Source organism: Endoryza foliicola (assembly GCF_050589245.1).
GTDB lineage: Bacteria > Bacteroidota > Bacteroidia > Chitinophagales > Chitinophagaceae > Endoryza > Endoryza foliicola.
The window spans coordinates 136040-160316 of sequence record NZ_JBOBEW010000003.1; the positions used below are offsets into that span (position 1 = coordinate 136040).

General features: G+C 41.0%; 24 protein-coding genes. 6 read left to right on the forward strand and 18 right to left on the reverse strand.

The features are described 5' to 3' along the window. Nucleotides 1-294: 294 nt before the first annotated feature. The 9 genes from rpsJ to ACQ2HE_RS08005 all read right to left on the reverse strand — a co-directional run bounded on the left by rpsJ (nucleotide 295) and on the right by ACQ2HE_RS08005 (nucleotide 10286). On the reverse strand, nucleotides 295-600 hold the full coding sequence (gene rpsJ, locus ACQ2HE_RS07965) for a 30S ribosomal protein S10 (protein WP_430898803.1): 306 nt from the start codon (nucleotides 598-600) through the stop codon (nucleotides 295-297). A 396-nt stretch (nucleotides 601-996) separates the two neighbouring features. Continuing rightward, on the reverse strand, nucleotides 997-1701 hold the full coding sequence (locus ACQ2HE_RS07970) for a hypothetical protein (RefSeq protein ID WP_430898801.1): 705 nt from the start codon (nucleotides 1699-1701) through the stop codon (nucleotides 997-999). A gap of 160 nt (nucleotides 1702-1861) precedes the next feature. Continuing rightward, a complete protein-coding gene (locus ACQ2HE_RS07975) occupies nucleotides 1862-4048 on the reverse strand; it encodes a S9 family peptidase (protein WP_430898799.1) in 2187 nt (728 codons plus the stop codon). Between the two features lie 145 nt (nucleotides 4049-4193). Beyond that, nucleotides 4194-6344 (reverse strand): elongation factor G, encoded by a 2151-nt coding sequence (fusA, locus tag ACQ2HE_RS07980; RefSeq protein ID WP_430898797.1) that lies wholly within the window; start codon nucleotides 6342-6344, stop codon nucleotides 4194-4196. A 487-nt stretch (nucleotides 6345-6831) separates the two neighbouring features. Continuing rightward, nucleotides 6832-7299 carry a 30S ribosomal protein S7 gene (rpsG, locus tag ACQ2HE_RS07985; RefSeq protein ID WP_430898795.1) on the reverse strand — a complete coding sequence of 156 codons (468 nt, stop codon included), beginning with the start codon at nucleotides 7297-7299 and terminating at the stop codon, nucleotides 6832-6834. A 26-nt stretch (nucleotides 7300-7325) separates the two neighbouring features. Beyond that, the gene (gene rpsL / locus ACQ2HE_RS07990; protein ID WP_054281116.1) at nucleotides 7326-7706 is read right to left on the reverse strand and encodes a 30S ribosomal protein S12; all 381 of its coding nucleotides are present in this window, start codon (nucleotides 7704-7706) and stop codon (nucleotides 7326-7328) included. A gap of 169 nt (nucleotides 7707-7875) precedes the next feature. After that, on the reverse strand, nucleotides 7876-8466 hold the full coding sequence (locus ACQ2HE_RS07995) for a hypothetical protein (RefSeq protein ID WP_430898793.1): 591 nt from the start codon (nucleotides 8464-8466) through the stop codon (nucleotides 7876-7878). Between the two features lie 31 nt (nucleotides 8467-8497). After that, the gene (locus ACQ2HE_RS08000) at nucleotides 8498-9109 is read right to left on the reverse strand and encodes a zinc-ribbon domain-containing protein (protein ID WP_430898791.1); all 612 of its coding nucleotides are present in this window, start codon (nucleotides 9107-9109) and stop codon (nucleotides 8498-8500) included. A 112-nt stretch (nucleotides 9110-9221) separates the two neighbouring features. Next, nucleotides 9222-10286, reverse strand: coding sequence for a branched-chain amino acid aminotransferase (locus ACQ2HE_RS08005; protein WP_430898789.1), 1065 nt, complete (start codon nucleotides 10284-10286; stop codon nucleotides 9222-9224). A gap of 161 nt (nucleotides 10287-10447) precedes the next feature. Here ACQ2HE_RS08005 and ACQ2HE_RS08010 point away from each other — a divergent pair, with 161 nt between their 5' ends. The 5 genes from ACQ2HE_RS08010 to ACQ2HE_RS08030 all read left to right on the forward strand — a co-directional run bounded on the left by ACQ2HE_RS08010 (nucleotide 10448) and on the right by ACQ2HE_RS08030 (nucleotide 13561). Next, nucleotides 10448-11038, forward strand: coding sequence for a hypothetical protein (locus ACQ2HE_RS08010; protein ID WP_430898787.1), 591 nt, complete (start codon nucleotides 10448-10450; stop codon nucleotides 11036-11038). Between the two features lie 4 nt (nucleotides 11039-11042). Then, the gene (gene rdgB, locus ACQ2HE_RS08015; RefSeq protein WP_430898785.1) at nucleotides 11043-11645 is read left to right on the forward strand and encodes an RdgB/HAM1 family non-canonical purine NTP pyrophosphatase; all 603 of its coding nucleotides are present in this window, start codon (nucleotides 11043-11045) and stop codon (nucleotides 11643-11645) included. A gap of 83 nt (nucleotides 11646-11728) precedes the next feature. Beyond that, a complete protein-coding gene (locus tag ACQ2HE_RS08020) occupies nucleotides 11729-12238 on the forward strand; it encodes an RNA polymerase sigma factor (protein ID WP_430898783.1) in 510 nt (169 codons plus the stop codon). Continuing rightward, complete coding sequence (locus tag ACQ2HE_RS08025) at nucleotides 12235-13128, forward strand: hypothetical protein (protein ID WP_430898781.1); 894 nt, start codon at nucleotides 12235-12237, stop codon at nucleotides 13126-13128. The genes ACQ2HE_RS08020 and ACQ2HE_RS08025 overlap by 4 nt, the downstream gene beginning before the upstream one ends. Before the next feature lies 1 nt (nucleotide 13129). Beyond that, entirely contained in the window at nucleotides 13130-13561 is a 432-nt protein-coding gene (locus ACQ2HE_RS08030; RefSeq protein ID WP_430898779.1) for an acyl-CoA thioesterase, read from the forward strand. Here ACQ2HE_RS08030 and ACQ2HE_RS08035 read toward each other — a convergent pair. From ACQ2HE_RS08035 to ACQ2HE_RS08045, 3 genes are all read right to left on the reverse strand, one after another. Beyond that, on the reverse strand, nucleotides 13558-14289 hold the full coding sequence (locus ACQ2HE_RS08035; RefSeq protein ID WP_430898777.1) for a shikimate dehydrogenase family protein: 732 nt from the start codon (nucleotides 14287-14289) through the stop codon (nucleotides 13558-13560). The genes ACQ2HE_RS08030 and ACQ2HE_RS08035 overlap by 4 nt on opposite strands. Next, complete coding sequence (locus tag ACQ2HE_RS08040) at nucleotides 14286-15059, reverse strand: phosphosulfolactate synthase (protein ID WP_430898775.1); 774 nt, start codon at nucleotides 15057-15059, stop codon at nucleotides 14286-14288. The genes ACQ2HE_RS08035 and ACQ2HE_RS08040 overlap by 4 nt, the downstream gene beginning before the upstream one ends. Before the next feature lie 89 nt (nucleotides 15060-15148). Next, nucleotides 15149-16567 carry a tetratricopeptide repeat protein gene (locus ACQ2HE_RS08045; protein ID WP_430898773.1) on the reverse strand — a complete coding sequence of 473 codons (1419 nt, stop codon included), beginning with the start codon at nucleotides 16565-16567 and terminating at the stop codon, nucleotides 15149-15151. A 416-nt stretch (nucleotides 16568-16983) separates the two neighbouring features. Between ACQ2HE_RS08045 and ACQ2HE_RS08050 the strand changes: the two genes are divergently transcribed. Then, nucleotides 16984-17328 carry a hypothetical protein gene (locus tag ACQ2HE_RS08050; RefSeq protein WP_430898771.1) on the forward strand — a complete coding sequence of 115 codons (345 nt, stop codon included), beginning with the start codon at nucleotides 16984-16986 and terminating at the stop codon, nucleotides 17326-17328. An 11-nt stretch (nucleotides 17329-17339) separates the two neighbouring features. Here ACQ2HE_RS08050 and ACQ2HE_RS08055 read toward each other — a convergent pair whose 3' ends face one another. From ACQ2HE_RS08055 to rfaD, 6 genes are all read right to left on the reverse strand, one after another. Next, entirely contained in the window at nucleotides 17340-17996 is a 657-nt protein-coding gene (locus ACQ2HE_RS08055) for a DUF4412 domain-containing protein (protein WP_430898770.1), read from the reverse strand. Between the two features lie 184 nt (nucleotides 17997-18180). After that, the gene (yidC, locus tag ACQ2HE_RS08060; protein ID WP_430898768.1) at nucleotides 18181-20004 is read right to left on the reverse strand and encodes a membrane protein insertase YidC; all 1824 of its coding nucleotides are present in this window, start codon (nucleotides 20002-20004) and stop codon (nucleotides 18181-18183) included. 103 nt (nucleotides 20005-20107) lie between these two features. Next, on the reverse strand, nucleotides 20108-21757 hold the full coding sequence (locus tag ACQ2HE_RS08065; RefSeq protein ID WP_430898766.1) for a CTP synthase: 1650 nt from the start codon (nucleotides 21755-21757) through the stop codon (nucleotides 20108-20110). A 348-nt stretch (nucleotides 21758-22105) separates the two neighbouring features. Next, entirely contained in the window at nucleotides 22106-22279 is a 174-nt protein-coding gene (locus ACQ2HE_RS08070) for a hypothetical protein (protein WP_430898764.1), read from the reverse strand. Nucleotides 22280-22407: 128 nt separating this feature from the next. Further along, a complete protein-coding gene (gene proC / locus ACQ2HE_RS08075; RefSeq protein WP_430898762.1) occupies nucleotides 22408-23205 on the reverse strand; it encodes a pyrroline-5-carboxylate reductase in 798 nt (265 codons plus the stop codon). Between the two features lie 72 nt (nucleotides 23206-23277). Beyond that, on the reverse strand, nucleotides 23278-24276 hold the full coding sequence (rfaD, locus tag ACQ2HE_RS08080; protein WP_430898760.1) for an ADP-glyceromanno-heptose 6-epimerase: 999 nt from the start codon (nucleotides 24274-24276) through the stop codon (nucleotides 23278-23280). Nucleotide 24277 lies beyond the last annotated feature (1 nt).

The following is a 24277-nucleotide window of genomic DNA, read 5'->3' on the forward strand; positions in this document are numbered from 1 at the left end:
GAAAGTAATCGGTCTTCAATCCCCGTTTGCTGTTGACCTTTTCTTTTGATTCACCCATCCTTTCATTATCGGGTGAGACTCCTTCCGCCTCGCGGCTTCCAGATTTCGGAAGTACCAACAGTAAACTAACCTCGAAGGGCTAGTTCATATTTTAATGTTAACTAGTGTGATGCTCTTGCATCTAACTCAGCGCTGCTTTGTTCCCTCTTTGGAAGTTCACAGATGAGTTGTAAAAGAACTATATAAAAAAACCTCATCGAGCGGTAATCCAACCGATGAGGTAATTCTTATCTGTTAAGCTTTGATTTCAACCTCAACACCACTTGGCAAATCTAATTTGCTCAACGCATCAACTGTTCTGCTTGAAGACGTGTAAATGTCCAATAAACGCTTATGCGTATTCAATTGGAACTGCTCACGACTCTTCTTGTTTACGTGTGGTGAACGTAACACAGTAAAAATTTTCTTACGTGTAGGTAAAGGAATAGGACCTGTTACTACGGCACCTGTGCTGCGCACGGTTTTAACGATCTTCTCGGCAGATTTATCTACCAAATTGTGATCGTAAGACTGTAATTTTATTCTAATTCGCTGAGACATACATCAAATCCCATTTTTCGAATGGGGATGCAAAGGTAGGGGCAAAAAGATTACTTACAAAAAGATTCAACATAAATTTTCAGCCTTTTTCAAAATAAATTTCCTCTTTGTTGATTCTGTTTAAGTTATATAACATTATAGTTAAACAAAAAATGTCGATTTCCGGTTGGTCACCGCTAAGATCGCAAAGCTCGCGAAGAATTCGCAAAGTCTTTTCTTCACCGCAGCGGCGCAGCGACCGCAGCGTTTTCGCAGCGCTCCTCTTCTCCTCGCCTCCTCGTTTCCCGCAACGGCTGTCGCCTGCGGGACTGCTTTTGCTACGCAAAACCAGCCTCCTTCCTCCCTCCTCGTTTCCTCGTCTCCTCGCTTCCTCCCTCCTGTTTTCCTCGCCTCCTCCTATTTCGTATAAAACCGATCCCCCCTATTTACCCCCTGCCCTACTTGATCAGGACCCGCAATGGTCACAAATACGTCTTTAATGAAAAATCGAGATTCAAAATGACGAACCAGATCGGGAGTAGATTCCAATCTAAAACTGAAATAGGTCTTAAAAATTAACGGAGTACTGGATTCAGAATAGTCCAAAAATCGACCGCGAATGGAGGTCTTATCGTCATCGAAATACTTCTTGTTCTCTGTATTGAAACCGGCATCTAACAAAGATCGGTGCAAGGGAGCCAATACGCTTCGTTGACGGCTGCTTCCCGGAGGAATCATATCTACCCCCTCTTGTCCACTCAATGTGCCCGACATGCGGCTGCTATTAAGGCTCACATCTTTGATCACCTCTACTGAACTGCCTACAGAACGCCCGGAAAATTGAAAGGAAGGTTGGTACAAGGCCACCGATTCACCATTCATGATCATTGCAGAACGATTCCAATCCAAAAATATAGGCTCTCTCAATTTGTTGATGACTGTCACCTTCAAAGGACCCTGATACCCTGTAAAATTGTAGAGTACTTTCATGGTATCATTTTCGAAAACATACTGCTTTAAACTGTCTTGCTGCAATTCCGGTGCTGCAACAGTAAAATACTGGTAAGGCTTACAAGAGGCGAAAAACAGCATAATAGGTGCAATTAGTAACAGTTTCTTCATGGCGTGAAATTTCATGTAAATTATTCACGGAATTTCTAATCAAAAGTTAAATGCAAAAAAGAACCTGAACCACCGGCTTCTTTTTAAGAAAACAGCGGTTCAGGCCTTCAAATTTTCAACATTTATAAGCTCAGAAATCGCGAATAAGCCGCACTAGTTTCTATCGCGCTCCTCCCGGACAGTGCAGCTTTAAATAATTCGTATACAAAGTAGATAAATGACGGAAGGTTCCGGCACCTTCTGAAATGCTATGAGAACGATTCGGATAGCTCATCATTTGAAATTGTTTGTTGTGTTTGATGAGTTCGTTGAATAACATTTCGGCATTGTTATAATGCACGTTATCGTCGCCGGTGCCATGAATATAAAGCAGGTTGCCTTTTAGATTTTTGGCATAGGTGATCGGTGATCCTTTCACAAAATCGTCTTTGCTTTCAGCGGGCAGCCCCATGTATCGCTCTTGATAGATATTATCGTAGGTCAACTGGTTTCCAACAGCCGCGATGGAGATTCCGGTTTTGTAAATTTCAGGAAATTGAAACATTAAGTTCAAAGTAGCCGAGCCACCACCGCTCCAGCCCCACACGGCCACTCGGCTGCTGTCTACATAATTCCATTTCAAAATCTCTTTTGCCGCTAAAGCTTGGTCGCGGATATTGATGATGCCAATATTACGGTACACCGATTTTCTCCAAGCTCTTCCTTTCGGAACAGGAGTACCACGGTTATCGATGGAGATATAGATATAGCCGTCTTTTTGCATGTTGCCTTGATACAGGAAGTTTCTGCCTACTCCAAATTGATCCTTTACGTTCTGCCCCCAGGGTTCTGTGTAAACATAAAATACCACCGGATATTTTTTAGTGGGGTCGAAATTTTCAGGTTTCACAACCCAAGCATCCATTGTTACATTTTCGGATGTGGTTACTGTAAAGAATTCCATTGATGATTTTTTACCGGCACTTTTCTCGAGGGCCGCGTCAATCAATGATTTACCGGATAGCGGTTGATGCGAACCGAGGTCTACCATTTCTGAGGCAGGTGCTGTATAATAATTGGAAAAACTGTGATAGGCAAAATCTCCGGTAGGTGAAACATCGTAATCGTGTGTACCTGCTTGATTTGCCGGGCTCACTCTTTCCAAAGATCCGGTTCCATCTAGCTTGGTGCGGTAGAGGTACTTTTGCGTAGCATTTTCAGGCGAAGCATGAAAATACACATAGCCGGTTTTTTCATTGATGGCTGCAATATCCATTACATCATAATCTCCCTTGGTGATCAAACTTGCATTTCCGGCTCTATCAATCTTATACAAATGACGCCAGCCATCCTGCTCACTGGCCCAAAGAAATGACTTACCATTGTCGAGCCAGTCCCAACCTCCCCAGATATAATCATTGTCCCATAAAGGCAGGATATCGATCCAAGCATTGTCAACTTCTTTGTAAATGGGTTTTACTGCTCCTGTAGCGGCAGTAGCAACATAAATGGTACTTTGATTTTGTTTGCGGTTCAAATGCTGCAGAATGAGCTCTGTACTGTTTCCCGCCCATTCCATGCGAGGTACATAGCTTTGTAATACAGGATCAGTAGGTACATTCATCCATTTGGTTTGTGCAGTAGCGATAGACACCACTCCTATTTTAAATGGAGAAGGAGCTTCACCCGATACCGGATATTCTACGGGAACAGCAACCGGATAAATGCTATCTGTGTTATTAACCATCAAATAGTCTTTGGTACCACGAGCATCAATTTGCCAGTAAGCAATTTGCTTGCTATCGGGGCTCCATCGAAATCCGTCTCTACAGAAAAACTCTTCTTCATAGGCCCAATCAAAAGTACCATTGATGATTTTTCGGTTGCCTTTGGTAGTGAGTGCCTTTATCTTTCCGGAAGCAATGTCTTCAACATAGATATTGAAATTGCTCACATAGGCTACTGATTTACCATCGGGCGAAATTTTTGCAAACATCAATGAAGACGCCGGCAAACTCTTTCCAATTTGTTTTAAACTATTATTTGACTTATTGTAAATCCAATAGTCCCCCTTGGTTTCTAAACGCCACACCCGTTTGGTATTGGTAAAAATCAACACTTGATTTCCATCGTTTGAAAAACGAAAGCTTTTAACTACCAGTGGCGACCCTCCGCCTTTTGGTGTTAACTGTGCTTTTGAAACAATCACTTGTTTGTTGAGTGAAGGCAGTTCAATTCGTTGAATATCGGAACCATCGAATTGAAAGTATGCTTTTCCGGAATTCTCCCATTGAAATCCTTCCTGAGCTGTAACCAGTTGAAAGAAAATAATGGAGAAGCAAAGTGCAAGAACGAATTTGAGACGCATGAGTACTAATTTCTTCCAATTTAAGGATTTTAGAATACTATGCTAATCTTCCGTTTCGAAATAGGATGAATGGCGCGTTTTCGCGCAAAAAAGAAAAAAAAATCCCGCAGTTACCTGCGGGATCATTATTAAGGTAGTGAGAAGATTATTCTTCCACTTTGGTTTTACCTTTTGACTTCGCGATTACTTCTTCAGCGATGTTGTTTGGAGCCGGAGCGTAATGGCTGAACTCCATGGTAGAAGTTGCACGACCAGAACTTAAGCTACGTAATTGTGTTACGTATCCGAACATTTCACTTAAAGGAACTTTCGCTTTGATAACTTGTGCACCGGCACGAGTATCCATACCTTCCAACATACCACGACGACGGTTCAAGTCACCGGTAACATCTCCCATGTATTGTTCTGGGGTAATTACCTCAACTTTCATGATTGGCTCCAACAAGGTTGGCTTTGCTTTACGAGCTGCTTCACGGAAACCACTTCTAGCACACAATTCGAATGACATAGAGTCAGAGTCAACTTGGTGGAAGCTACCGTCGAATACGCGTACTTTCATGTTTTCTACCGGATAGCTAGCAAGTACACCTGTAGACATTGCTGTTTCGAAACCTTTCTGAATAGCAGGGATAAATTCACGAGGGATAGAACCTCCGAAGATATCGTTAACGAACTGCATGTCTTTACCGGGGTTTTCTTTCAACCATTCTTCATCGGCAGGACCGAATTCGAATACGATATCGGCGAACTTACCACGACCACCCGATTGCTTTTTCAATACCTCTCTGTGTTCTACAGTTGCTTTGAAAGCTTCTTTGTAGGCAACCATTGGAGCACCTTGGTTCACTTCCACTTTGAATTCGCGACGCATACGGTCTACGATGATTTCTAAGTGCAATTCACCCATACCTGAAAGGATGGTTTGACCGGTATCTTCGTCGGTTTTAACGCGAAGCGTAGGATCTTCTTCCACCAATTTAGAGATGGCCATACCCATTTTATCTACGTCGGCTTGTGTTTTAGGCTCAACCGCTACAGAGATTACAGGCTCAGGGATGAACATGTTCTCCAATGTAATTGGATGATCTTCGTTACACAAGGTATCACCGGTTTTGATCTCTTTGAAACCAACTGCTGCACCGATATCACCTGCTTCGATGAAATCGATTGGGTTTTGTTTGTTAGCGAACATCTTCATGATACGGCTGATACGCTCTTTCTTACCGCTACGCACGTTCAGTACATAAGAACCTGCATCGAGGTGACCAGAGTAAACACGGAAGAAGGCCAAACGTCCTACGAAAGGATCGGTCATGATTTTGAAAGCCAAGGCAGCGAATGGTTCTTTTGCATCAGGCTTACGAACCAATTCTTCACCTGTTGAAGGATCTGTTCCTTTGATCGCTTCGATATCGAGCGGAGAAGGGAGGTAACGGCAAACAGCATCCAATGCAGTTTGAACCCCTTTGTTCTTGAATGAAGAACCGCACATCATTGGAACGATGCTTAAGTCGATCGTAGCTTTGCGGATCGCTTCGTGCATTTCGTCTTCAGTGATTGAATTAGGATCTTCGAAGAATTTCTCCATTAATTTGTCGTCGTATTCAGCAACGGCTTCAACGAGTTGTTGTCTCCACTCATTTACTTCATCCAACATATCAGCAGGAATTTCGATTTCATCGAAAGTCATTCCTTCTGTTTCCATGTGCCAGATGATACCTTTCATTTTGATAAGGTCTACCACGCCTTTGAAGTTATCTTCAGCACCGATTGGCAATTGTAAAGGAACGGCTTTAGAACCGAGCATTTCACGAACTTGTTTTACCACGTTCAAGAAGTCGGCACCAGAGCGGTCCATTTTATTTACGAAACCGATACGAGGTACACGGTAACGGTTGGCTTGGCGCCATACAGTTTCAGATTGAGGTTCAACACCGTCAACGGCTGAGAACAAAGCGATCAAACCATCGAGTACACGCATAGAACGTTCAACCTCTACGGTGAAGTCCACGTGACCCGGAGTATCGATAATGTTGAAATAATATTTTTTAGTGTTGGCATCAGCTTTACCCAAAACGGTTGGGAAGTTCCACTGACAGCTAACAGCTGCTGAGGTAATGGTGATACCTCTTTCTTTTTCTTGCTCCATCCAGTCGGTAGTAGCGGCACCATCGTGTACCTCACCGATCTTGTGGATCATACCTGTATAACGGAGGATACGCTCCGTAGTGGTGGTTTTACCGGCGTCAATGTGCGCGGCGATACCAAAGTTTCTTTGAAATCTTAAGTCTGCCATGACTTTTGTTTTGTTTGTTTATCGTTTTAAAAATCTTGAATCTACTATGGTGTGTGCCTGTGTTTCAATCTTCACGAATCAGAAAATATCAGGCTTTGAGATGAGTTATCAGCAGGTAAGAGTAGGGTAAGGAACCACCTTAGTGGGACCAAATTGCTGATATGTGGGGATTATACTCTCATAGATCGCCAAACATCGCAGACCCTTCACGTCTACCCGATTCACCTATGTTCTGGATTTTGGCGCTGCAAAGTTAGGGAAAAGAAGGGAAAAAACAAAAAAGAGGGGGAAGGCGAGAAAGAGGAGTTAATTAATAATGAATAATTAAAAATTAATAATGAAACAGCCGGGAGGGAGGATGCGAGGAACGAGGAGGGAGGAACGTGTTTTCGAATTCTTTGCGGACTTAGCGATCACTGAGGAGAGTAAAAAAAATCCCGCAGGAGAATCTGCGGGATCTATATCCAAAATAAATATTGAATGCGGGTTATACGCGGAAGTGAGCGAAAGCCTTGTTAGCTTCAGCCATACGGTGAGTGTCTTCTTTCTTTTTGTAAGCAGCACCTTCACCTTTGCTGGCAGCAACGATTTCGTTCGCCAACTTATCGGCCATGCTACGTCCGTTTCTTTCACGGCTGTAGCGGATCAACCACTTCATGCTCAAAGAAACTTTACGCTCAGGACGAACCTCTGATGGGATCTGGAAAGTAGCACCACCGATACGACGGCTACGTACTTCAACAGCAGGGGTAACGTTTGACAACGCTTTTTTCCATACTTCGTATCCGTTCTCACCGGTAATTTTAGCTACGCGGTCAAGAGAATCGTAGAAAATATTGAAAGCAGTGTTCTTTTTACCTTGCCACATCAAGTTGTTAACAAAGCGAGTCACCTGTACATCGTTAAAACGACCATCGGGTGCTAAGGGAATCTTTTTGACTTTAGTCTTCCTCATTTATTGAATGATTTGAGATACTCTAATTATTTTTTAGCTTTTTCACGTTTAGTACCATACTTAGAACGGCTCTTCTTACGATCTTTCACACCGGCAGTATCCAAACTACCTCTCACGATATGGTAACGTACACCTGGAAGATCTTTTACACGACCACCGCGCACCAATACGATTGAGTGCTCTTGTAAGTTGTGACCTTCACCCGGAATGTAAGCGATTACCTCCACTTTGTTGGTCAAACGAACTTTAGCCACTTTGCGCAATGCAGAGTTTGGCTTTTTAGGAGTGGTAGTGTACACACGAGTACATACTCCACGGCGAAACGGGCAACTATCTAAGGCTCTAGACTTACTTTTGGCCTTGATAATTTCTCTTCCTTTACGTACTAATTGTTGAATTGTAGGCATTATGAACCTTTTATTTTGGGACGGCAAAGGTAAGGGCTTTTAGGAAAAAATGAAAAAAACAACTGAAAAAATCTAAGTTTTTTCAAAAAAACTCAACATATCCTCCTAGTCCACACAGATACTCAATCCCATTTTTTATATAATATTCTAATTATCAGTCTTTTATTGATCAAGGTAGTAAAGGTGGGTTTTCATAAGCCCGTCCCCCATCCCCGGTATATTCCAGTTTCATTTTCAAAAAGGAAATCTTATAGCCGATCCCGGAGGCGCAAGTTACCAAAACTCCGTCTCCCGATTCTTCAATAGCGGGCACATAAACCATCATGGGTTCAGGAGCCAAATCGAGTCGGTCGCCTTCTTTTGAAACAAAATTGGTCCACCCCGTTACAGTCGCCTTCCAATTCACCGCTATCGGAAACTCCAAGTAATTGATAAAATAACAGAACTCCGTAAAGTTCAACGGCTTTGTTAAGGACCCGACCCACGAATCCGGCCCTACCTGAATAAAATGAATGCTTTCCAAGAAATGATCCATTTCATAGGCCGTTTCAAAGCCCCGAACAATTGCTTCCAAATTCTCAAAGCTGCCATTCTTGATGCGAATTACCTGCGCTACAGTGTTGAATCGGGCCGGATGTACCAATGCATCCTCTTCGATATCCATGGGGTGTTTAGACATCCGCTTTCTCAATCCAATGGATTGAATCAAGAGAGCCCCTCCAATTAAAACAACTAGTATAACAGTAATATATAATGACATGTTATTTGATTCCTACTTGGTTCGCGAGGGCTTATTTTTTCCTCGACACATCATGAATCTCCCCTTTATCGAGAAGTGGGAGTAATTCCTTTCTGGCCATGTAAACGGTTATAGGTAAATAAGCACTATCGCCGTTAGCCGGAATTTTGTGCAGCCCGCTGATCTTATTCACTTCGTAATTATTCATCCAGTAACCGATACTGTCTTTGGTTACCTCTTTCACTAAGAACAATGTATAGTTGCCCTCTTTTGTTCGCATGGTATATACATCTCCCACTTGTGGCTGCTCCAAGAATACTTTGTTCTCTGCCGATTCTTTTTTCTCATCTTGAATAATAGTAACAATGAGCACTATCAGCAGTGCCAAACCTATAAATGTCCAGATGGGTGTTTTAAGCGTGCTTTTTTGCTCGGCAAAAATTTCTTTCAATTCAGGATCGAATTGTTTTTGTTCGAGCACTTGTTTGCAATGTTCACATTGTGTTACGGCTAATTTCTTAATGGGACAAAATGGAATCCAAAACACATGTGCATACTTTTGAAACATCACCATGGTAGTAGTATTCTTCGACTGGCAATGCTTGCAGGTATATACAATGGGTTCGGCTTTTAATTTCGTTGCTCTTGATCCGTAAATAAGCATGTTTAGTTGGTTTTATATTTAACAATCATGGTAAAAACAAGATACCCATTAATCACAATGATTCAAAATCAAATGCGATGAATGGGTATGCAAACTATTTTGTTGAACTGAATTAAATCTTGAACAACCAATTGTGTGTATCGGGATACTGACCGTCACGAATGGCGTCTAATCTTGCTTTCAGTGCAGGCGATCCTTTCCAAGTAGTGGTATCAAAACTCATCACTTTGTCTTTATACGTCAATTCACGGATCATTGAAATGGTAGCTGCAGTGCCTGTTCCAAATACTTCTTTCAAAGTTCCATTATCGTATGCAGCAATCACTTCGTCAATCGTAATTTGTCTTTCTTCTACATTGTAACCAAGGTCTTTGAAAACCGTGATTGCACTGTCGCGAGTTACTCCGGCAAGAATGGTTTCGGTACTTAAGTCAGGAGTAACCACCGTATTTCCAATGATGAAAAACACGTTCATGGTACCACACTCCTGAATTACTTTGTGTTCAAATGCATCAGTCCACAGCACTTGATCATATCCTTTTTTGCGAGCTTCTGCAGTTGCGTGCATGGCACCGCCATAGTTACCTGCTGCTTTGGCAAAGCCAACACCACCCGGAGCAGCACGTGTAAAACGTTCTTCAACATAAATTTTCATTGGAGCCGCATAGTATGGACCGGTGGGGCTCAAAATGATCATGAATTTATATTTATCGGAAGGTTTTACACCAATCAATTCGTCGCTAGAGAACATGAACGGACGGATGTATAAAGAATGATCTTTAATTGCTGGGATCCAGTCTTTATCGATCTCAATCAATTGACGCATTCCTTCGATAAAAATCTCTTCCGGCACTGCGGGCATTTCTAGTCGCGCTGCAGATTTATTGAATCTTTTAAAATTGTCGTATGGACGAAAAATATTGGCTTCTCCATTTGCATTTTTGTACGCTTTGATGCCCTCAAAAATGGCTTGTCCGTAGTGAATAGCCGCCAATGAAGGAGCTAAAGACAAATTTTGGTAGGGCTTAATAGATACGTTGGTCCACTCGCCATTTTCATAATCAGCTTCCAACATGTGGTCCGTAAAATGCTTGCCAAAAGGGAGATTTTCCAGAGACAGGTTTTTCAATCTGCTAGAAGCCACCTTGCTAACAGATATATTAAATGTTTCCACCATATAAAGAAATTATATGCAAATAAACAAACTAAGATCTTCATTCGCAAATAAAGGAGGCAAAAATCCTAACAAATGTTAGCATATAAAACAATGCTTAACATTTCGCAAACCCGCTCAAAATCATCATTTTTGCCAAAGCAATTGATTTTAAAACGATTTCGGTGAGTTTCAAAGATTTAAATATTAGTACTGTTACCCTAACTGATCTGTATAAGAGCAGTTTGGTGAGTTTGGAAGAAGAGCGAAACAATCCAAAATTGAAGTCAGAGGAGGAAGGCACCGTTCCCAAAACGGTAAATAAAGTAGCCGGATCAACATTAGAACAACCCAAGCCAGTACCCGAAGAACTTCGAGTGCCCCGTTATTTGGGTGAGCACAAACGAAAAGTGAGCTTATTGGTGCGTTTCGAGAAAGACACTCATATTAGCGATCTGGCTTTGGAGATGTTAAGTAAGATGTTGGGGGCTTGTAGGTTGAATTTAGCAGACGTGGCCATCATCAATACAGCCAAGCAAGAATTTACAATAGGAGACATTAAGAAAAGCATGTCGCCACAAGTGGTGATGCTTTTCGGGCAAGATCAGCAGAAATTGGCATTGCCTTTTGTATTTCCTGATTTTAAAATACAGTTACACGATCAAGTTACTTATTTGTCAGCACCAGATCTCGGTTATTTAGCAACAAGCGATCCTACGGTTAAGGAATTAAAAATGAAATTGTGGAATAACTTAAAAACGATCTTTAACGTTTAAGCCTATGCCTACCACTCTGATTTTTGCAACCAACAATGCGCATAAGGTTGAGGAAATTCAAGCCGTCATTGGCGATGCCATTGAGGTCATTTCTTTATCGGCTGTGGGAATTGATATCGATATTCCTGAACCTCATGCAACTTTGGAAGAAAATGCGCGCGAGAAATCTCAGACCATTTACCGTTTAACCGGGCTGCCTTGCTTTAGCGAGGATACGGGTTTGGAAGTTGATGCGTTAAATGGAGAGCCGGGTGTAAAGAGTGCACGTTATGCGGGCGAGCATCGTGATTTTTCTGCCAATATTGAAAAGGTGTTAGCGGGTTTGGAAGGGAAAGAGAATAGAGGAGCACGGTTTAGAACGGTAATTTCTATTATATGGGATGGTATAGAACATCAGTTTGAAGGTATCTGTGAAGGTGAAATACTGAGAGAGAGAAGAGGAGAAAAAGGGTTTGGCTACGATCCTATTTTCATGGCTGATGGTGAAACACGGAGTTTTGCGGAAATGACTACTCAGGAGAAAACGGCCATCAGTCATAGAACCAAAGCAGCTAGTGAACTAGTTAAGTTCTTGAAAAACAATACGAACAACGGAATACACGCATAATCTTGCCAAATTCAGACCATACAAGCAACCAATTGATACCGGAATCCGACTTAGTTGAAGGGTGCATACGGGGAGATGCCCGCATGCAGAAAGCTTTTTACGAGCAATTTGCTCCTAAAATGTATGCCGTTTGTTTTCGCTATACTTCTAATCAAGAAGCGGCTCAGGACCTTTTACAGGATGGATTTATTAAAGTATTCAAGAACCTTCACCGGTTTCGTTTTGAAGGCTCTTTGGAGGGTTGGATACGACGCATTTTTGTGAATACTGCCATAGAACAATTTCGCAAAAAATCATTGCCGCAAACTTCGATTGGAGAAAAGCATTTAGATGTTGCCGACGAAGATGATATTACGGCACTAGAACGATTGGCAGAAAAAGACATTCTGAAAATGATTCACGAGTTGGCACCTGGCTACCAAGCCGTGTTCAACTTGTATGTAGTGGAGGGATATTCCCACAAAGAAATCAGCGAGCTACTTGGAATAAGCGAAGGAACCAGTAAAAGTCAATTAGCAAGAGCCAAAGGCATCCTTGCCAAAAAAGTGAAAGAATATTTAAACGAGACCAATAAAATCCGCCGTACGATATGAGTGAATCGTTAAGAAATAAGTTGCAACAAGCTGAAATGAACCCTCCAGCAGGTACGTGGGAAGCTATTGCGGCTGCCATTAACGAAACGCCCTTGAATAAGGAACAAGAAATAGGGCAACGTATTGCTCAGTTCGAATTAACGCCGCCGGTTTTGGCTTGGGAGTCTATTGAGGCTGCCATACAAGAAAACAATAACCAACCCGGTAAGGTTATTTCATTTAGACCTTGGTACTATGCTGCAGCTGCAGTAGCTGTTGCAGTTTTGGGTATCTGGCTTTTTCGATCAAATTTTACAAAAACCTCCGCAATTTTTGCAGAGCAAAAAAAATTGACCGCTCCAATATTTCAACCGCTCACCTCAGCCATCAATCAGGCCATTGAAAAAAATCCGTTTCAAATAAGTTCGGTTCAGAAATATGTTCCTGTTCGGGCAGCGGTTACTGTTCAACCTGAAATGATTGCGGTAAGCAATCCAGATGATAACACAGAGGACTTGGAACTTCCATCAAGTGACGTTAGTAGCATTGAAAAAGTTACAGCTGATGTAGTAACAGAAATCAATGCTCCACTAATAAAGGATTCCAAAGGAAATATTATCTACGATACCGACTTGTTGAAGCAATCGATCAAAGGAAACTACATAACCGTAACCGCTCCTGATGGTAGCACTACCCGAATTTCAACGAAATTTCTTCATCAGCTGAATTACCTGCATACTTCTTCAACTAACGGACCTGCACATCCATTGATGTGGGGAAAGAACGGGATTTGGCAGTGGCAATTTGATCGTTGGAAGAAAACAATTTTGTACAATCAGGAGTTTAATCCCGGTGCTACTAATTTTTTAGATGCGCTTGAACTCTTGGAACTATTAAACGAGGCTCAATAACATGTCGCGCATAAAAATTGATATCCCATCACATTTCTTGTTTAGAACTCCGCTCACTGTTCGGATCACGGATTTAAATTATGGTGGTCATGTTGGAAACGATCGTTTTTTGACTTATTGCCATGAGGCTAGAGTTTTGTTTCTACAATCGATGGGCTACACTGAATTAGAATTAGGGGGTGTAAGTTTAATTATGGGAGATGCTGCTTTAGAGTACAAGAAAGAAGTATTGGCAAACGATCAACTTGAAATAGCAGTAACTGCGGCCAATATCACAAGAGTAAGCTTTGATTTGATTTATGTGATCTATAAATGGGAATCCAACAATTGGGTGCCGGCTTGTATTGCAAAAACAGGAATGGTATGTTTTAATTACGCCACTCGAAAAGTGGCCGCATTGCCTGAAGAGGTAAAATTAAAATTCTCCGCTTAGCTATTCCAAATCTCCCAACTAGCTTCTGCCTGGAGCACTAACATTTCAAGTCCATTTTTAATTGCCGCACCGCGCTCCTCTCCTTTCTGTAAAAACAAGGTTTTCTCGGGATTGTAAACTACATCGTACAAACAATGTTCGTTAGAAAGTGCTTCATAGGGAATTTGAGGTGCTTCCACTACATGAGGAAACATTCCCAAAGGTGTAGTATTGATAATTAGTTTATATTCATTCACCACTGCAGGAGTTACTTGCTCGTAGGAAAATGAATACGCAGAGGGTTTTCGAGAAACAAATTTGTATTGTATTTTATTCTGTTGCAATACGTATTCTACCGCTTTAGCAGCACCACCGGTTCCAAGGATCAATGCTTTGGATGGCAAATTAGGAAAAGCGGCTTTTAAGGAAGCTTCAAATCCAATTGCGTCGGTGTTATGTCCTTCTAACTTTCCATCTACAACCTTGATACAATTGCAAGCGTTTATTTTTTGAACAACCGGTGATTTTTTGTGCAGGTAAGGGATCACCAGTTCTTTGTAAGGAATGGTTACGTTCAAGCCCTTTAAATCGGGATTATTAGCCAGTATAGCCGGTAACAACTCTATGGATTCAATAGGATAGGTATCGTATTGAGCCTGTTCGATGCCTTCTTTCTCAAACTTCTCAGTAAAATATTTTTTTGAGAAAGAGTGCCCTAAAGGATATCCTATTAATCCAAATTTTCTCATTGTGAATTTTCTTTTGAAAGAAATAAGTGAAAAGTATCGCCTCTCAATCCAATGCGCATCGCTTCTAAAGGAATTACTTCTGTTGGAGCAATGTTACCAAGATTCACATTGCATCCGATCAATTCAATGAAGTACAATTGCTGCGCTTTTTGAGGTGCTTCCCATATGATTTTCTCTTCAGGAATTTGAGTAAGAATTTCTTGCACCAACCCTTCCCTTACCTCACCACTACCTCGATAAATACCAACGTTACCGGCTTCTCTTGCTTCAGCAATAACGTAGGACGCACCGGCACTTAGCTCAGCACTCATCAGTTCAATCCATTTGTAAGGGGGAATAATATGGGTAGCGTCTTTACTTCCCACCTCACTTAACACTTTGCCATGTTTGGTGAGTTTTTCGATATAACCACATTTCTCGGCATGAGGAATGGTAATTGATCCATCACTTACTTCCATGTATTCAATGCCGTAATCTTTGCAAACCGCTATATAATCTTCAAATTGATTTCTCACTAAAAATGCTTCGAATAAAGTACCTCCGAAATAGATAGGCATTCCATACGACTTGTACACTTCAATCTTTTCTCTCAAGTTGGGCGTTACAAATGAGGTACCGAAACCTAACTTCACGATGTCGACATGCGGTCCGGAAACACTCAAGAAATTATGTACTTCAGGAATACTTAAGCCTTTATCCATCACCATGGTAATACCGTTGGTACGAGGCTTTTGTTGACGATCGGGAATTTGAGTAAGATTGAAATTCATGTGGTTATCCTTAGTCTTGTCTAAAAAAATAATGCGCAAAAATACTAAGATTTTCGCTGTGATATTCATTCCGGCTAAAATCCTATCTGTTAAATAGATTTATTCTTTTTGAAACGGGCTATAAGGTCCACCACTTGGGAGTTTCGCAGAATGGATGGACTTAGGTCGATAATCTTTTTTAACTGTTTCGGAGCAGCAATGAGTGCTTTTTCCAATTGAAGCAGGCCCTCTTTAGATCTACCTGTTTCAAGTAAGAGGAGTGCTTTGTAGTATAAAAACAGCGGCTTCTGTTCAGTCATTTTCAGCGCCACTTCAATTTGCTCATACGCATCTTCATGAAATTCGCCCAGATATAGGCAACGAATCAAGGCTTCCCATGCACTTACGTTTTTTGGGCGTTGACGAACAACATTGGAGAAGTACTGCAATGCGTCTTTGTATTCACCCAATTGGGTTTTGCATTCACCCATTGCCAAATTGTATTCAGGCTGCATGCGGAATAATTGTAATGCAGATTCCAAATGCTTGATGGCCTGCGTCCACTGTTGTTCATTCATGTAAGTGCACGCAATTTTATATTGAAGCTTTACATCTTCTTGGTTCAAATGCGAAGCCTTTCTATAGTAAAACCTAGCCTGCGCATAGTTTTTCAATTGATCGTAACAGTGACCAATTGCTTCGTAGATCACATCTTCTGGGCGGGAGAGTTCCAATACTTTTTCCAAACTCTCAATCGCTTCTTTGTACTTTCTCAACCGGATATAAGCATCTCCCATGTTGCGGTAGGCATAATCAAACTTCTCGTCGATAGCCACTGCATATTTATACGCATCAATTGCTTTTTCGTACAATTTTAATCCTTGATAGGCAGCAGCCAAATTGAACCATGCCAACTCACAATAAGGAAACTCATCTATGATTTGTTGGTGCAACTTGATGCTTTCTTCATTTCTGCCGGTAAAATCGGTCCAAAAACAGATCTTATAAAGTGCTTCTTCGTTGGTAGGTTCCAGCTCTAGTACCCAACGAAGGCAATCGAAAATTTTATCGAATTCTTCATAGTCGTCGTACACATCCGCCAACTCGAATAATAACTCAATCTTCTCCTCACCTTCAAAATGTTCCAGCGCTTCCTCAAGAAGTATTACGGCTTTTTCTTGCTGATCGAGCGCTAAATACACATCAGTTTTTAATATGTAGAGATTGATATCGTTACTGTCGAGCAGTTCTGCTTTTTGAAGTATTTCTAATGCTTCGTGGTATTTTCGAGTGGCAATGAGCAAGTCTGCCTTTTTGATAAGAAGGGCTGATGAATAGGGAAACTGTTCTGCCCCCAATTCTGCGGCTTCTAGGGCTTGAGGGATGTCCTCTATATCGTCGTAATAATCAATGATTTTTTCGAAAGCATCTTCGTCGAGAAACCTGTGGGCGCGACCATTCTTCAAAGCTTGAAATTGCTTGACAAGGTCTTTTATTTCGTCGCGGTCTTGATGTGGGTTTTCTTTCATGTAACGGAGCTTATTGTAAGATAATCAGATAATTGGAGGAGTCCAAGCCTTATTTATTAACTTTTGTTTAAAACAGTGTACCCAATAAAAAGCCGCAATTGGCGTTTACATTCAAACCTTATTGTTTCAAGAAAAGCTTCACTACCCCATTCAAAATTCTACTCAAAAAAAGATCTTTAGTTAACTCGCTAATAATCAGCGCATAACGGCTGATTCTAAAAATAATTCGAGTGTTTCGTTAAACTTTTTAACGTTTGAGCCAACTAAAGACAAAGGTTTTTCATCATTATTTTTAGATTTTTTTGTGAAATCTGTAACTTTTTAGCATCTGACACGTACATATATATGTCGGAGGTTTAGAAAAAAATTGTATAATTTTGCTTATGTTAATTATCTCTACTTTAAAATTTAACCACATGCTTAAAAAATCAATCGTTAGCCTTGCGCTGGTTGGAGTTGTAGCATTAGCTGCAGCGAGTAGTGGCGGTGGAGATAACAAAAAAAGCAATAAAGCTGCCGCAGTAGGTTTAAGTACTGTTAAAACCACTCCCGGATTCTCCCTTAAAGCCGGCAGAATTTACAACAATGTGCTCAGTCTCAGTAAGGTTAAAACTATGAATTTTACTTCGGTGAATGCAGTAGTAACTTACAGAAAGGGCAATACTATTGTGATATTACCAGGTTTAAAGACGAATGTAAAGCCTTCAGGTGTTCGTACCAACTTGAACTTGGTAAATGTGAAGTTGTCTCTTCATCGATAATTACGTTGACCTTAATTTGCAGTAGCCTTCTTACTTTCTTCGTAAGTCAGTTCTCTGTATCCCGACTTCGGAATTTCAAATTTTGAGGCCGGTATAGGATTCAAACTGATTTTAGACAAAGTGTATTGAAGCGTCAACTTCCCTTGTGATAATTCCCATTCAAGTGGCAAGCCGGCTAGGTCTTTAAACATGTATTCATATTCTTTGTTCTCCGGTACAATATCAGTAGTATAAAATACCGTAAACGTTGTACCATCGGCCATAGTAGCAATGGCCTTTGTACACTTATAACCTGCAATGATCTTAGTTTCACCTGTATTTTTGAATACGATTCCTTCGTACTTTTTATTCTTTTCGTTCCAATTGTCTTGATTCATTCGAATAAGGATCTTTTGACCACTTACTTCTCTTAATGCAACTGCTGATCCTGTTTTCGTGTCATGAATAACCGTTGAAGAAAACAAAGCACTGCTCATCTCACTTCTGCTCAAATTTCCTTTGATATAAACAGTAGTAGTAGACCCATCGAATGCATCGGCCAGTTTAGGCTCTTTTGAATTTGTTATTACTTTGATATCGTAACTAAGCATCAATTCCGACACTTTTCGCTGCGCAAATGAACTCATCCAGGTTCCAAAAGCCACTAAAAAAAGTACTACTCGTTTCATATTCATGTTGTTTTTCTGTCCCTTCTCCTCTATTCTTCTTTATTCAAAGACGGTACCAAGCTCTCAAAAGAAGTCATCTTGAAAGAACTTTAACAAAATACGTAATTAATTAAGAATTAATAATTAAGAATCAAAATTAAGACCCGATCGGAAAGAAAAAAGCGCTCCGAGGAGCGCTTTCTGATTATTTTTTCTTTCTGGCATCTTGCATTTGCTTTTGAGCTTCTTGCATTTGCTCCATCCTTTCAGCCCATTTAGATTTGGTTTTTGGCTTCTTACGGTTCTCTTCAATTTTCGCCAAAATTTTATCATGGTCGATGATATAATTTTGAATCACGAATTGAAGGATCAGCGTAATAAGGTTTGATACTGTGTAGTACCAAGTAAGCGCCGAAGGCAATCTATTAAAGATGAATAAAAGAATGAATGGGAAAATATAAGGCATGTACTTCAGAGCAGGGTTGTTCTGATCCGGAGTCATATTAGAATTGTACAAAGAAATCAAGAAGCTGGTACCTGCTGCAGTAAGTGTAAACAAACTGAGGTGATTACCGAGCCCCCATACATTGAATCCAAAGTTCACAATTGAATCGTAAGAGGCGAGGTTATGAGACCATAAGAACTCTTGACCTCTCAAGTCGATGTTTGAGTTAAAGAAAGAGTACAACGCAAAGAAGATCGGAATTTGGAGTAAAGCCGGAATACATCCTCCGAGTGGGTTCACTCCCGCTTCTCGGAATAATTTCATTTGATCCATTCCAAATGCTTGCTGATCGGATCCGTGCTTGGCTTTCAATTTATCGATTTCCGGACGGAGCGCCTTCATCTTCGCACTGCTCACGTAACTATTGTATAGCAATGGAGAAGTAACCACGCGAATAAAGATCGTTAACAGCGCAATTACGATACCGAAGTTCAATACAAATCCTTTGATGAAATTGAACACAGGATAAATAACATAAACGTTGATTGGACGAACAAACGAATACATATCACGACCCAAGTTCAAGATGCGATCCATTTCTGCAATGGGCTGACTTTTAAGAATTTTGTAATCATTCGGACCAAAAAACAATTGCATTGGGAAACTGCTTTGCGCACCAACAGGTAGTTTTGCATGCATGGTAGCTGTTGCATTGGCGATCACATCTGAAGAATCGTCTGCAGCTTTTTTATTTAATTTCAAATCACCCGAAGTAAAGTTATTCTTAGCGTACAAAGTAATATTGAAGAAGTGTTGCGAAACAGTTAACCAAGAAACGGGTTTTTCGAAAGTGAGTTCTGTTTTGGTTTGGATATAGTCGAAACTACCATCTTCCATGTAACAGATACTGGTTTGTTGACGCTCATACGCTGCATCACTTTCCAATTTCGCCGGTTGGTTTTGCCAAGTGAGGTTAAACGCTCCTTGTGTAAATAATTTATCGGCTCCGGTAAATGATGGAGTCCAATCAATCATGTATGAGTTGGGGCGAACTACAAATTCATGCTTTACTTGCTCTCCTTGTGAACCAACAGCCGTGAATTCGATGCTTTGAGATCCATCTGCATTCTTAACAGCAGGTTTGGTTTGGAAATACAAATCGGTTATCGGGGCAGAAAGATTGTTACCGGTGTTAATGGTATAAGAAACCTTATCAAAATCGGCGCCTGAAAGTTTTGCGGGCTTTCCGGTATAGGAATTGTAATTTTTCAATTCCACTGATTTCACTTGACCCCCCTTGTTAGTAAAGGTCACTTTAATTACTTCGTTCTCAACAGTGGTCAATTGTTCAACACCTAGTTTTTGAAAACCTACGGTGTTGGAATCGATTACAATTGTTTTTCCTGCTGTATCTTTTGCGTAATTGATCGAGTCTTGTCTTGCTTTTGCTTTCGCAATGGAGTCTTGTTTCAATTGATCGGCATATTGTAGTTCGCGTGTGTTTTTCCCTGCGAAGAACAAATAAGCGAAAAGTAGTAAGGCCAATAACACAAAGCCTATCACCGTATTACGGTCCATGTTCATGATCTAGAAATTTAAGAGGGGCAAAGATAGTGTTTTGAGGGGCAAAATCGGGAAAAAAGAGATGGTCGGCAAATGCCGACCATCTTATCAGAAATACTTGATTTTAAATCATTTCGCTTTGTAAGAGCGGGTTTTTGGTTGCATTTTTTCGATCGGCGTACTCTCGAGCTGCTTTCACGAAATGCACAAATATAGGTTGAGGGTTCTCTACCGTGCTCTTCAATTCGGGGTGGTATTGCACTCCAATGAAGAAAGGATGGTTGGGTAATTCAATGATTTCAACCAGACCACTTTCCGGATTCTTACCACTGGCAACCATGCCGGCTGCTTCGTATTGCTCGAGGTATTTGTTGTTGAACTCCCAGCGGTGACGGTGACGCTCAGAAATCAATTCAGCTCCGTAGATGGTACGAGCCAGCGTTCCTTCTTTTATTTGACATGGATAAGAGCCCAAGCGCATGGTACCACCTTTTGAGGTGATCTGCTTTTGTTCTTCCATTAAATCAATCACCGGATCGGGGGTGTTGGGATTCATTTCGGTTGAATGGGCTTGGGCAATTCCGAGCACATTACGGGCAAATTCAATAGCCGCCATTTGCATACCGAGGCAAATACCAAAGAATGGTAGTTTGTTCTCTCTTGCATATTTTACGGCAATGATTTTTCCTTCTACTCCGCGCATTCCGAAACCGGGTGCAACCAGTAGGCCGTCTAAAGTGCCGAGTTTTTCAGCAACATTATCATCAGTAATGAATTCAGAGTGAACGTTCACGATTTGTACTTTGCATTCGTTCATAGCGCCTGCATGAACAAATGATTCCAAGATTGATTTGTAGGCATCTTGCAATTCAATGTATTTACCGATCAATCCGATGGTCACTTTGCTTTTAGGATACTTTAATTTGTCTAAAAACTCTTTCCATTTCGACAGTTCCGGCTCATTGTACTGGGTGATGTTCATTTTCTTCAAGCAAATAAGATCTAATTTTTCACGCATCATAGCCAATGGCACTTCGTAGATGGTTGGAGCATCGGCTGCTTCAATTACGGCCTCTTGTTTTACGTTACAGAACAATGCCACTTTTCTTCTGATTTCAGGGCTTAATGCTTCTTCTGTTCTACAAACAATTACATCGGGGTGTACGCCTTCTTGGCTCAACATACGCACGGAGTGCTGAGTGGGCTTAGTTTTCAATTCTTTCGCTGCCTTCAAATAAGGAATGAGCGTAAGGTGAACAACTACTGAGTCTTCTTCAGGAAGTTCCCATTGCAATTGACGAACCGCTTCAATGAAGGGCAAGCTTTCAATATCACCAACGGTTCCGCCGATTTCAGTGATCACGATATCAAATCCTTTTCCTTGTCCCAACAAGAGCATTCGGCGTTTGATTTCATCGGTAATATGGGGAACCACTTGAACTGTTTTTCCCAAGTAAGCGCCCTCGCGTTCTTTGTTAATAACAGTTTGGTATACTCTACCGGTAGTAACGTTGTTCGATTGAGACGTAAAGATGTTGAGAAAGCGCTCGTAGTGCCCGAGATCAAGATCGGTTTCGGCTCCATCTTCCGTTACGAAGCACTCACCGTGTTCGTAGGGGTTAAGGGTTCCGGGATCGACATTGATGTAGGGGTCGAACTTCTGAATGGTCACTTTCAAACCTCTAGCTTGTAGCAATTTTGCCAACGAAGCCGCGATAATTCCTTTTCCTAAAGAGGATGTAACCCCTCCTGTAACAAAAATATATTTAGCCATAATACAGTACTTACAAATTCGTGTATTTACCCTTGGAAACTGATGGGTAAATCTATCGTTCAAATCCACTCCTACTCCAACTCATTAAGTGGGAGCAATAACACAAAAAAAGTATCGATTCTGATTTAGGATAACCCTTGAGCCTATTTGACCTGTGGAGGACGATCCATTAAAAGGATAATTGAGGCATGGAATTCCTTAGAGGTCGTACAAAGTTACGCTCTTTTTGGCTGTTGACCCAATATTGGGGAGGGAATGTGGAAAAGTGAAAAGACGGTTAGAATGGAAATAAAAAACCCTAGCTTGAAGCTAGGGAAATTATTCTAATAAATTGATTATCAATTAATATTATCGTATTACTTGGGAAATAACCATTCCGGTTGTGGCGGTAGGGCTTCCTGCGATACCGGGCAATGATTGCTTGGTGGTATCGGTATTAACCTGACTCTTGTTAACGTGTAACAAGATGATTAAGGCAATTTCAAGTAAAAGGACAACGCGGCTGATTTTGTCGCTTTTCATAGATACTGGTTGATTTCGGTTTAGGATCAATTGGAAAACGAAATAATTATAAAATTATTATAAATGCAAAGTAAAGTTCTTTTTTCTAAACAAAAAAATCTTATTATCTGGGTATCAGTCAGTTACTACTAATCCTTCGCAATTTTTTCATAACTGACCCTGATTCCTTTAATAAGTGAAGAACTGAAGCCTTGGTGTTCCATTTCGTTCAAACCCGCTATGGTACAGCCTTTTGGCGTAGTTACTTTATCTATTTCTTGTTCAGGATGCGAACCTCGTTTCAGCAATAATTCCGCTGCCCCTTTTACCGTTTGCGCGGCAATTAGACTGGCGGTAGCCGCACTAAATCCAATTTCTATGCCACCTTGGATGTTCGCTCTTATATAACGCATCGCATAGGCAGTTCCGCATGCGCCGAGCACAGTTGCTGCCTCCATTAGCTTTTCTTCGATCCATACAGCCTTACCTAACTGATTGAATAAGTTGGTGATATACTGTTCGGTGTTGGTGGTAATTTTTTTTCCGGCCAAGCATGTCATTGACTCTTGAATGGCTATTGCCGTATTGGGCATGGCCCTTACAATTGGCATTCCTTCTGGAGTGATGGACGCTAGGTCTTCTATTGTAATTCCAGTCACCACAGAAACTAACACTTGTTTGGTTGGATCAAGGTGTTGTTGAAATGCTTTAACAACGGCTTCTGTTTGAAACGGTTTCACAGCCAAAATGATCAAATCGGCATTTTGAACGGCGGCTTCATTGTCGGAGCTAACATGAACACCTTTTGATTGTAAATCGGAAAGAGTTTGGATACTGCGTTTGGTAATGATGATATCGGAAGGCTTTGAGAAGCCGGCCGCTATCAAACCTTCGGCCATGGCAGTACCGAGGTTTCCACCACCTATAATTGCGATCGTTTTATTCATATAAATCAAGTATTAAAACAGAACTGCCACTCCGCATAGCGGAATGGCAGCAAGCATATTGACCTGATAAAGTTAGTAATAGTTTCCGGAAACCAGATAATTTCTTACATAATCCACTACCCCATCTTCCAAACTATAAAAGGGTTGTGAATAACCTGCAGTAATGAGTTTGTTCATATTTGCCTCGGTAAAATACTGATACTTGTCTCGAATGTCTTCCGGCATATCGATGTATTCAATAACAGGCTCTAAGTTCAATCCTTTGAAGGTGGCGATTACCAAGTCACGGAAGGCGCGCGCTTTTCCGGTTCCTAAGTTGTAAAGTCCGTTTTCAATTTCACCGGTATCGGAGTTTTCCATGAGCCAAAAGCAAACAGAAATCACATCCTTTACATATACAAAGTCGCGCAACTGTTCTCCATCTTTAAAATCGGGACGATGCGACTTGAAGAGCTTTACTTTTCCGTCTTTTTTTATTTGGTTGAAAGAATGCCAAATTACGCTTGCCATTCTTGCCTTGTGATATTCGTTGGGACCATACACGTTAAAGAATTTCAATCCCGTCCAAAAAGGAGGTTGATCTTCTTGTTGCAAGGCCCATTTATCGAATTCATTTTTTGAAACACCGTAAGGGTTCAGGGGTTTCAATTGGTAGGCCAATTCGTTCTTATCGTCATATCCTAATTCACCGTCCCCATAAGTAGCAGCAGAAGAAGCATATACTAATGGAATGTTATGAAGTGTACAGTATTCCCATATTTTTTGAGAATACACTACGTTCAATGCTTCGTGAATGGCATAGTTAAACTCGGTAGTGTCGGTACGAGCACCGAGGTGAAAGATAAAGTCGGGATGTTTGGGTTGAGCTTTCAACCAATCAAAAAACTCCGATCTTTCAACGGTGGTAGTATATCTTTTAGATTTCCAATTGGCTTCTTTATCGGCTCTGCTAAAATCATCCACCAGAATAAGATTAGTAAACCCTTTTTCATTAAGGAATCCTACCAAACAACTACTGATGAACCCGGCAGCTCCGGTAATAACTATTGAACTATTGGAATGAATTTTCATA

What these genes read in the sequence shown, in the direction of transcription:
- rpsJ (WP_430898803.1), bottom strand. Translation starts at nt 600, where the DNA reads ATGTCTCAGCGAATTAGAATAAAATTACAGTCTTACGATCACAATTTG.
- ACQ2HE_RS07970 (WP_430898801.1), bottom strand. Translation starts at nt 1,701, where the DNA reads ATGAAGAAACTGTTACTAATTGCACCTATTATGCTGTTTTTCGCCTCT.
- ACQ2HE_RS07975 (WP_430898799.1), bottom strand. Translation starts at nt 4,048, where the DNA reads ATGCGTCTCAAATTCGTTCTTGCACTTTGCTTCTCCATTATTTTCTTT.
- fusA (WP_430898797.1), bottom strand. Translation starts at nt 6,344, where the DNA reads ATGGCAGACTTAAGATTTCAAAGAAACTTTGGTATCGCCGCGCACATT.
- rpsG (WP_430898795.1), bottom strand. Translation starts at nt 7,299, where the DNA reads ATGAGGAAGACTAAAGTCAAAAAGATTCCCTTAGCACCCGATGGTCGT.
- rpsL (WP_054281116.1), bottom strand. Translation starts at nt 7,706, where the DNA reads ATGCCTACAATTCAACAATTAGTACGTAAAGGAAGAGAAATTATCAAG.
- ACQ2HE_RS07995 (WP_430898793.1), bottom strand. Translation starts at nt 8,466, where the DNA reads ATGTCATTATATATTACTGTTATACTAGTTGTTTTAATTGGAGGGGCT.
- ACQ2HE_RS08000 (WP_430898791.1), bottom strand. Translation starts at nt 9,109, where the DNA reads ATGCTTATTTACGGATCAAGAGCAACGAAATTAAAAGCCGAACCCATT.
- ACQ2HE_RS08005 (WP_430898789.1), bottom strand. Translation starts at nt 10,286, where the DNA reads ATGGTGGAAACATTTAATATATCTGTTAGCAAGGTGGCTTCTAGCAGA.
- rdgB (WP_430898785.1), top strand. Translation starts at nt 11,043, where the DNA reads ATGCCTACCACTCTGATTTTTGCAACCAACAATGCGCATAAGGTTGAG.
- ACQ2HE_RS08020 (WP_430898783.1), top strand. Translation starts at nt 11,729, where the DNA reads ATGCAGAAAGCTTTTTACGAGCAATTTGCTCCTAAAATGTATGCCGTT.
- ACQ2HE_RS08025 (WP_430898781.1), top strand. Translation starts at nt 12,235, where the DNA reads ATGAGTGAATCGTTAAGAAATAAGTTGCAACAAGCTGAAATGAACCCT.
- ACQ2HE_RS08030 (WP_430898779.1), top strand. Translation starts at nt 13,130, where the DNA reads ATGTCGCGCATAAAAATTGATATCCCATCACATTTCTTGTTTAGAACT.
- ACQ2HE_RS08035 (WP_430898777.1), bottom strand. Translation starts at nt 14,289, where the DNA reads ATGAGAAAATTTGGATTAATAGGATATCCTTTAGGGCACTCTTTCTCA.
- ACQ2HE_RS08040 (WP_430898775.1), bottom strand. Translation starts at nt 15,059, where the DNA reads ATGAATTTCAATCTTACTCAAATTCCCGATCGTCAACAAAAGCCTCGT.
- ACQ2HE_RS08045 (WP_430898773.1), bottom strand. Translation starts at nt 16,567, where the DNA reads ATGAAAGAAAACCCACATCAAGACCGCGACGAAATAAAAGACCTTGTC.
- ACQ2HE_RS08050 (WP_430898771.1), top strand. Translation starts at nt 16,984, where the DNA reads ATGCTTAAAAAATCAATCGTTAGCCTTGCGCTGGTTGGAGTTGTAGCA.
- ACQ2HE_RS08055 (WP_430898770.1), bottom strand. Translation starts at nt 17,996, where the DNA reads ATGAAACGAGTAGTACTTTTTTTAGTGGCTTTTGGAACCTGGATGAGT.
- yidC (WP_430898768.1), bottom strand. Translation starts at nt 20,004, where the DNA reads ATGAACATGGACCGTAATACGGTGATAGGCTTTGTGTTATTGGCCTTA.
- ACQ2HE_RS08065 (WP_430898766.1), bottom strand. Translation starts at nt 21,757, where the DNA reads ATGGCTAAATATATTTTTGTTACAGGAGGGGTTACATCCTCTTTAGGA.
- ACQ2HE_RS08070 (WP_430898764.1), bottom strand. Translation starts at nt 22,279, where the DNA reads ATGAAAAGCGACAAAATCAGCCGCGTTGTCCTTTTACTTGAAATTGCC.
- proC (WP_430898762.1), bottom strand. Translation starts at nt 23,205, where the DNA reads ATGAATAAAACGATCGCAATTATAGGTGGTGGAAACCTCGGTACTGCC.
- rfaD (WP_430898760.1), bottom strand. Translation starts at nt 24,276, where the DNA reads ATGAAAATTCATTCCAATAGTTCAATAGTTATTACCGGAGCTGCCGGG.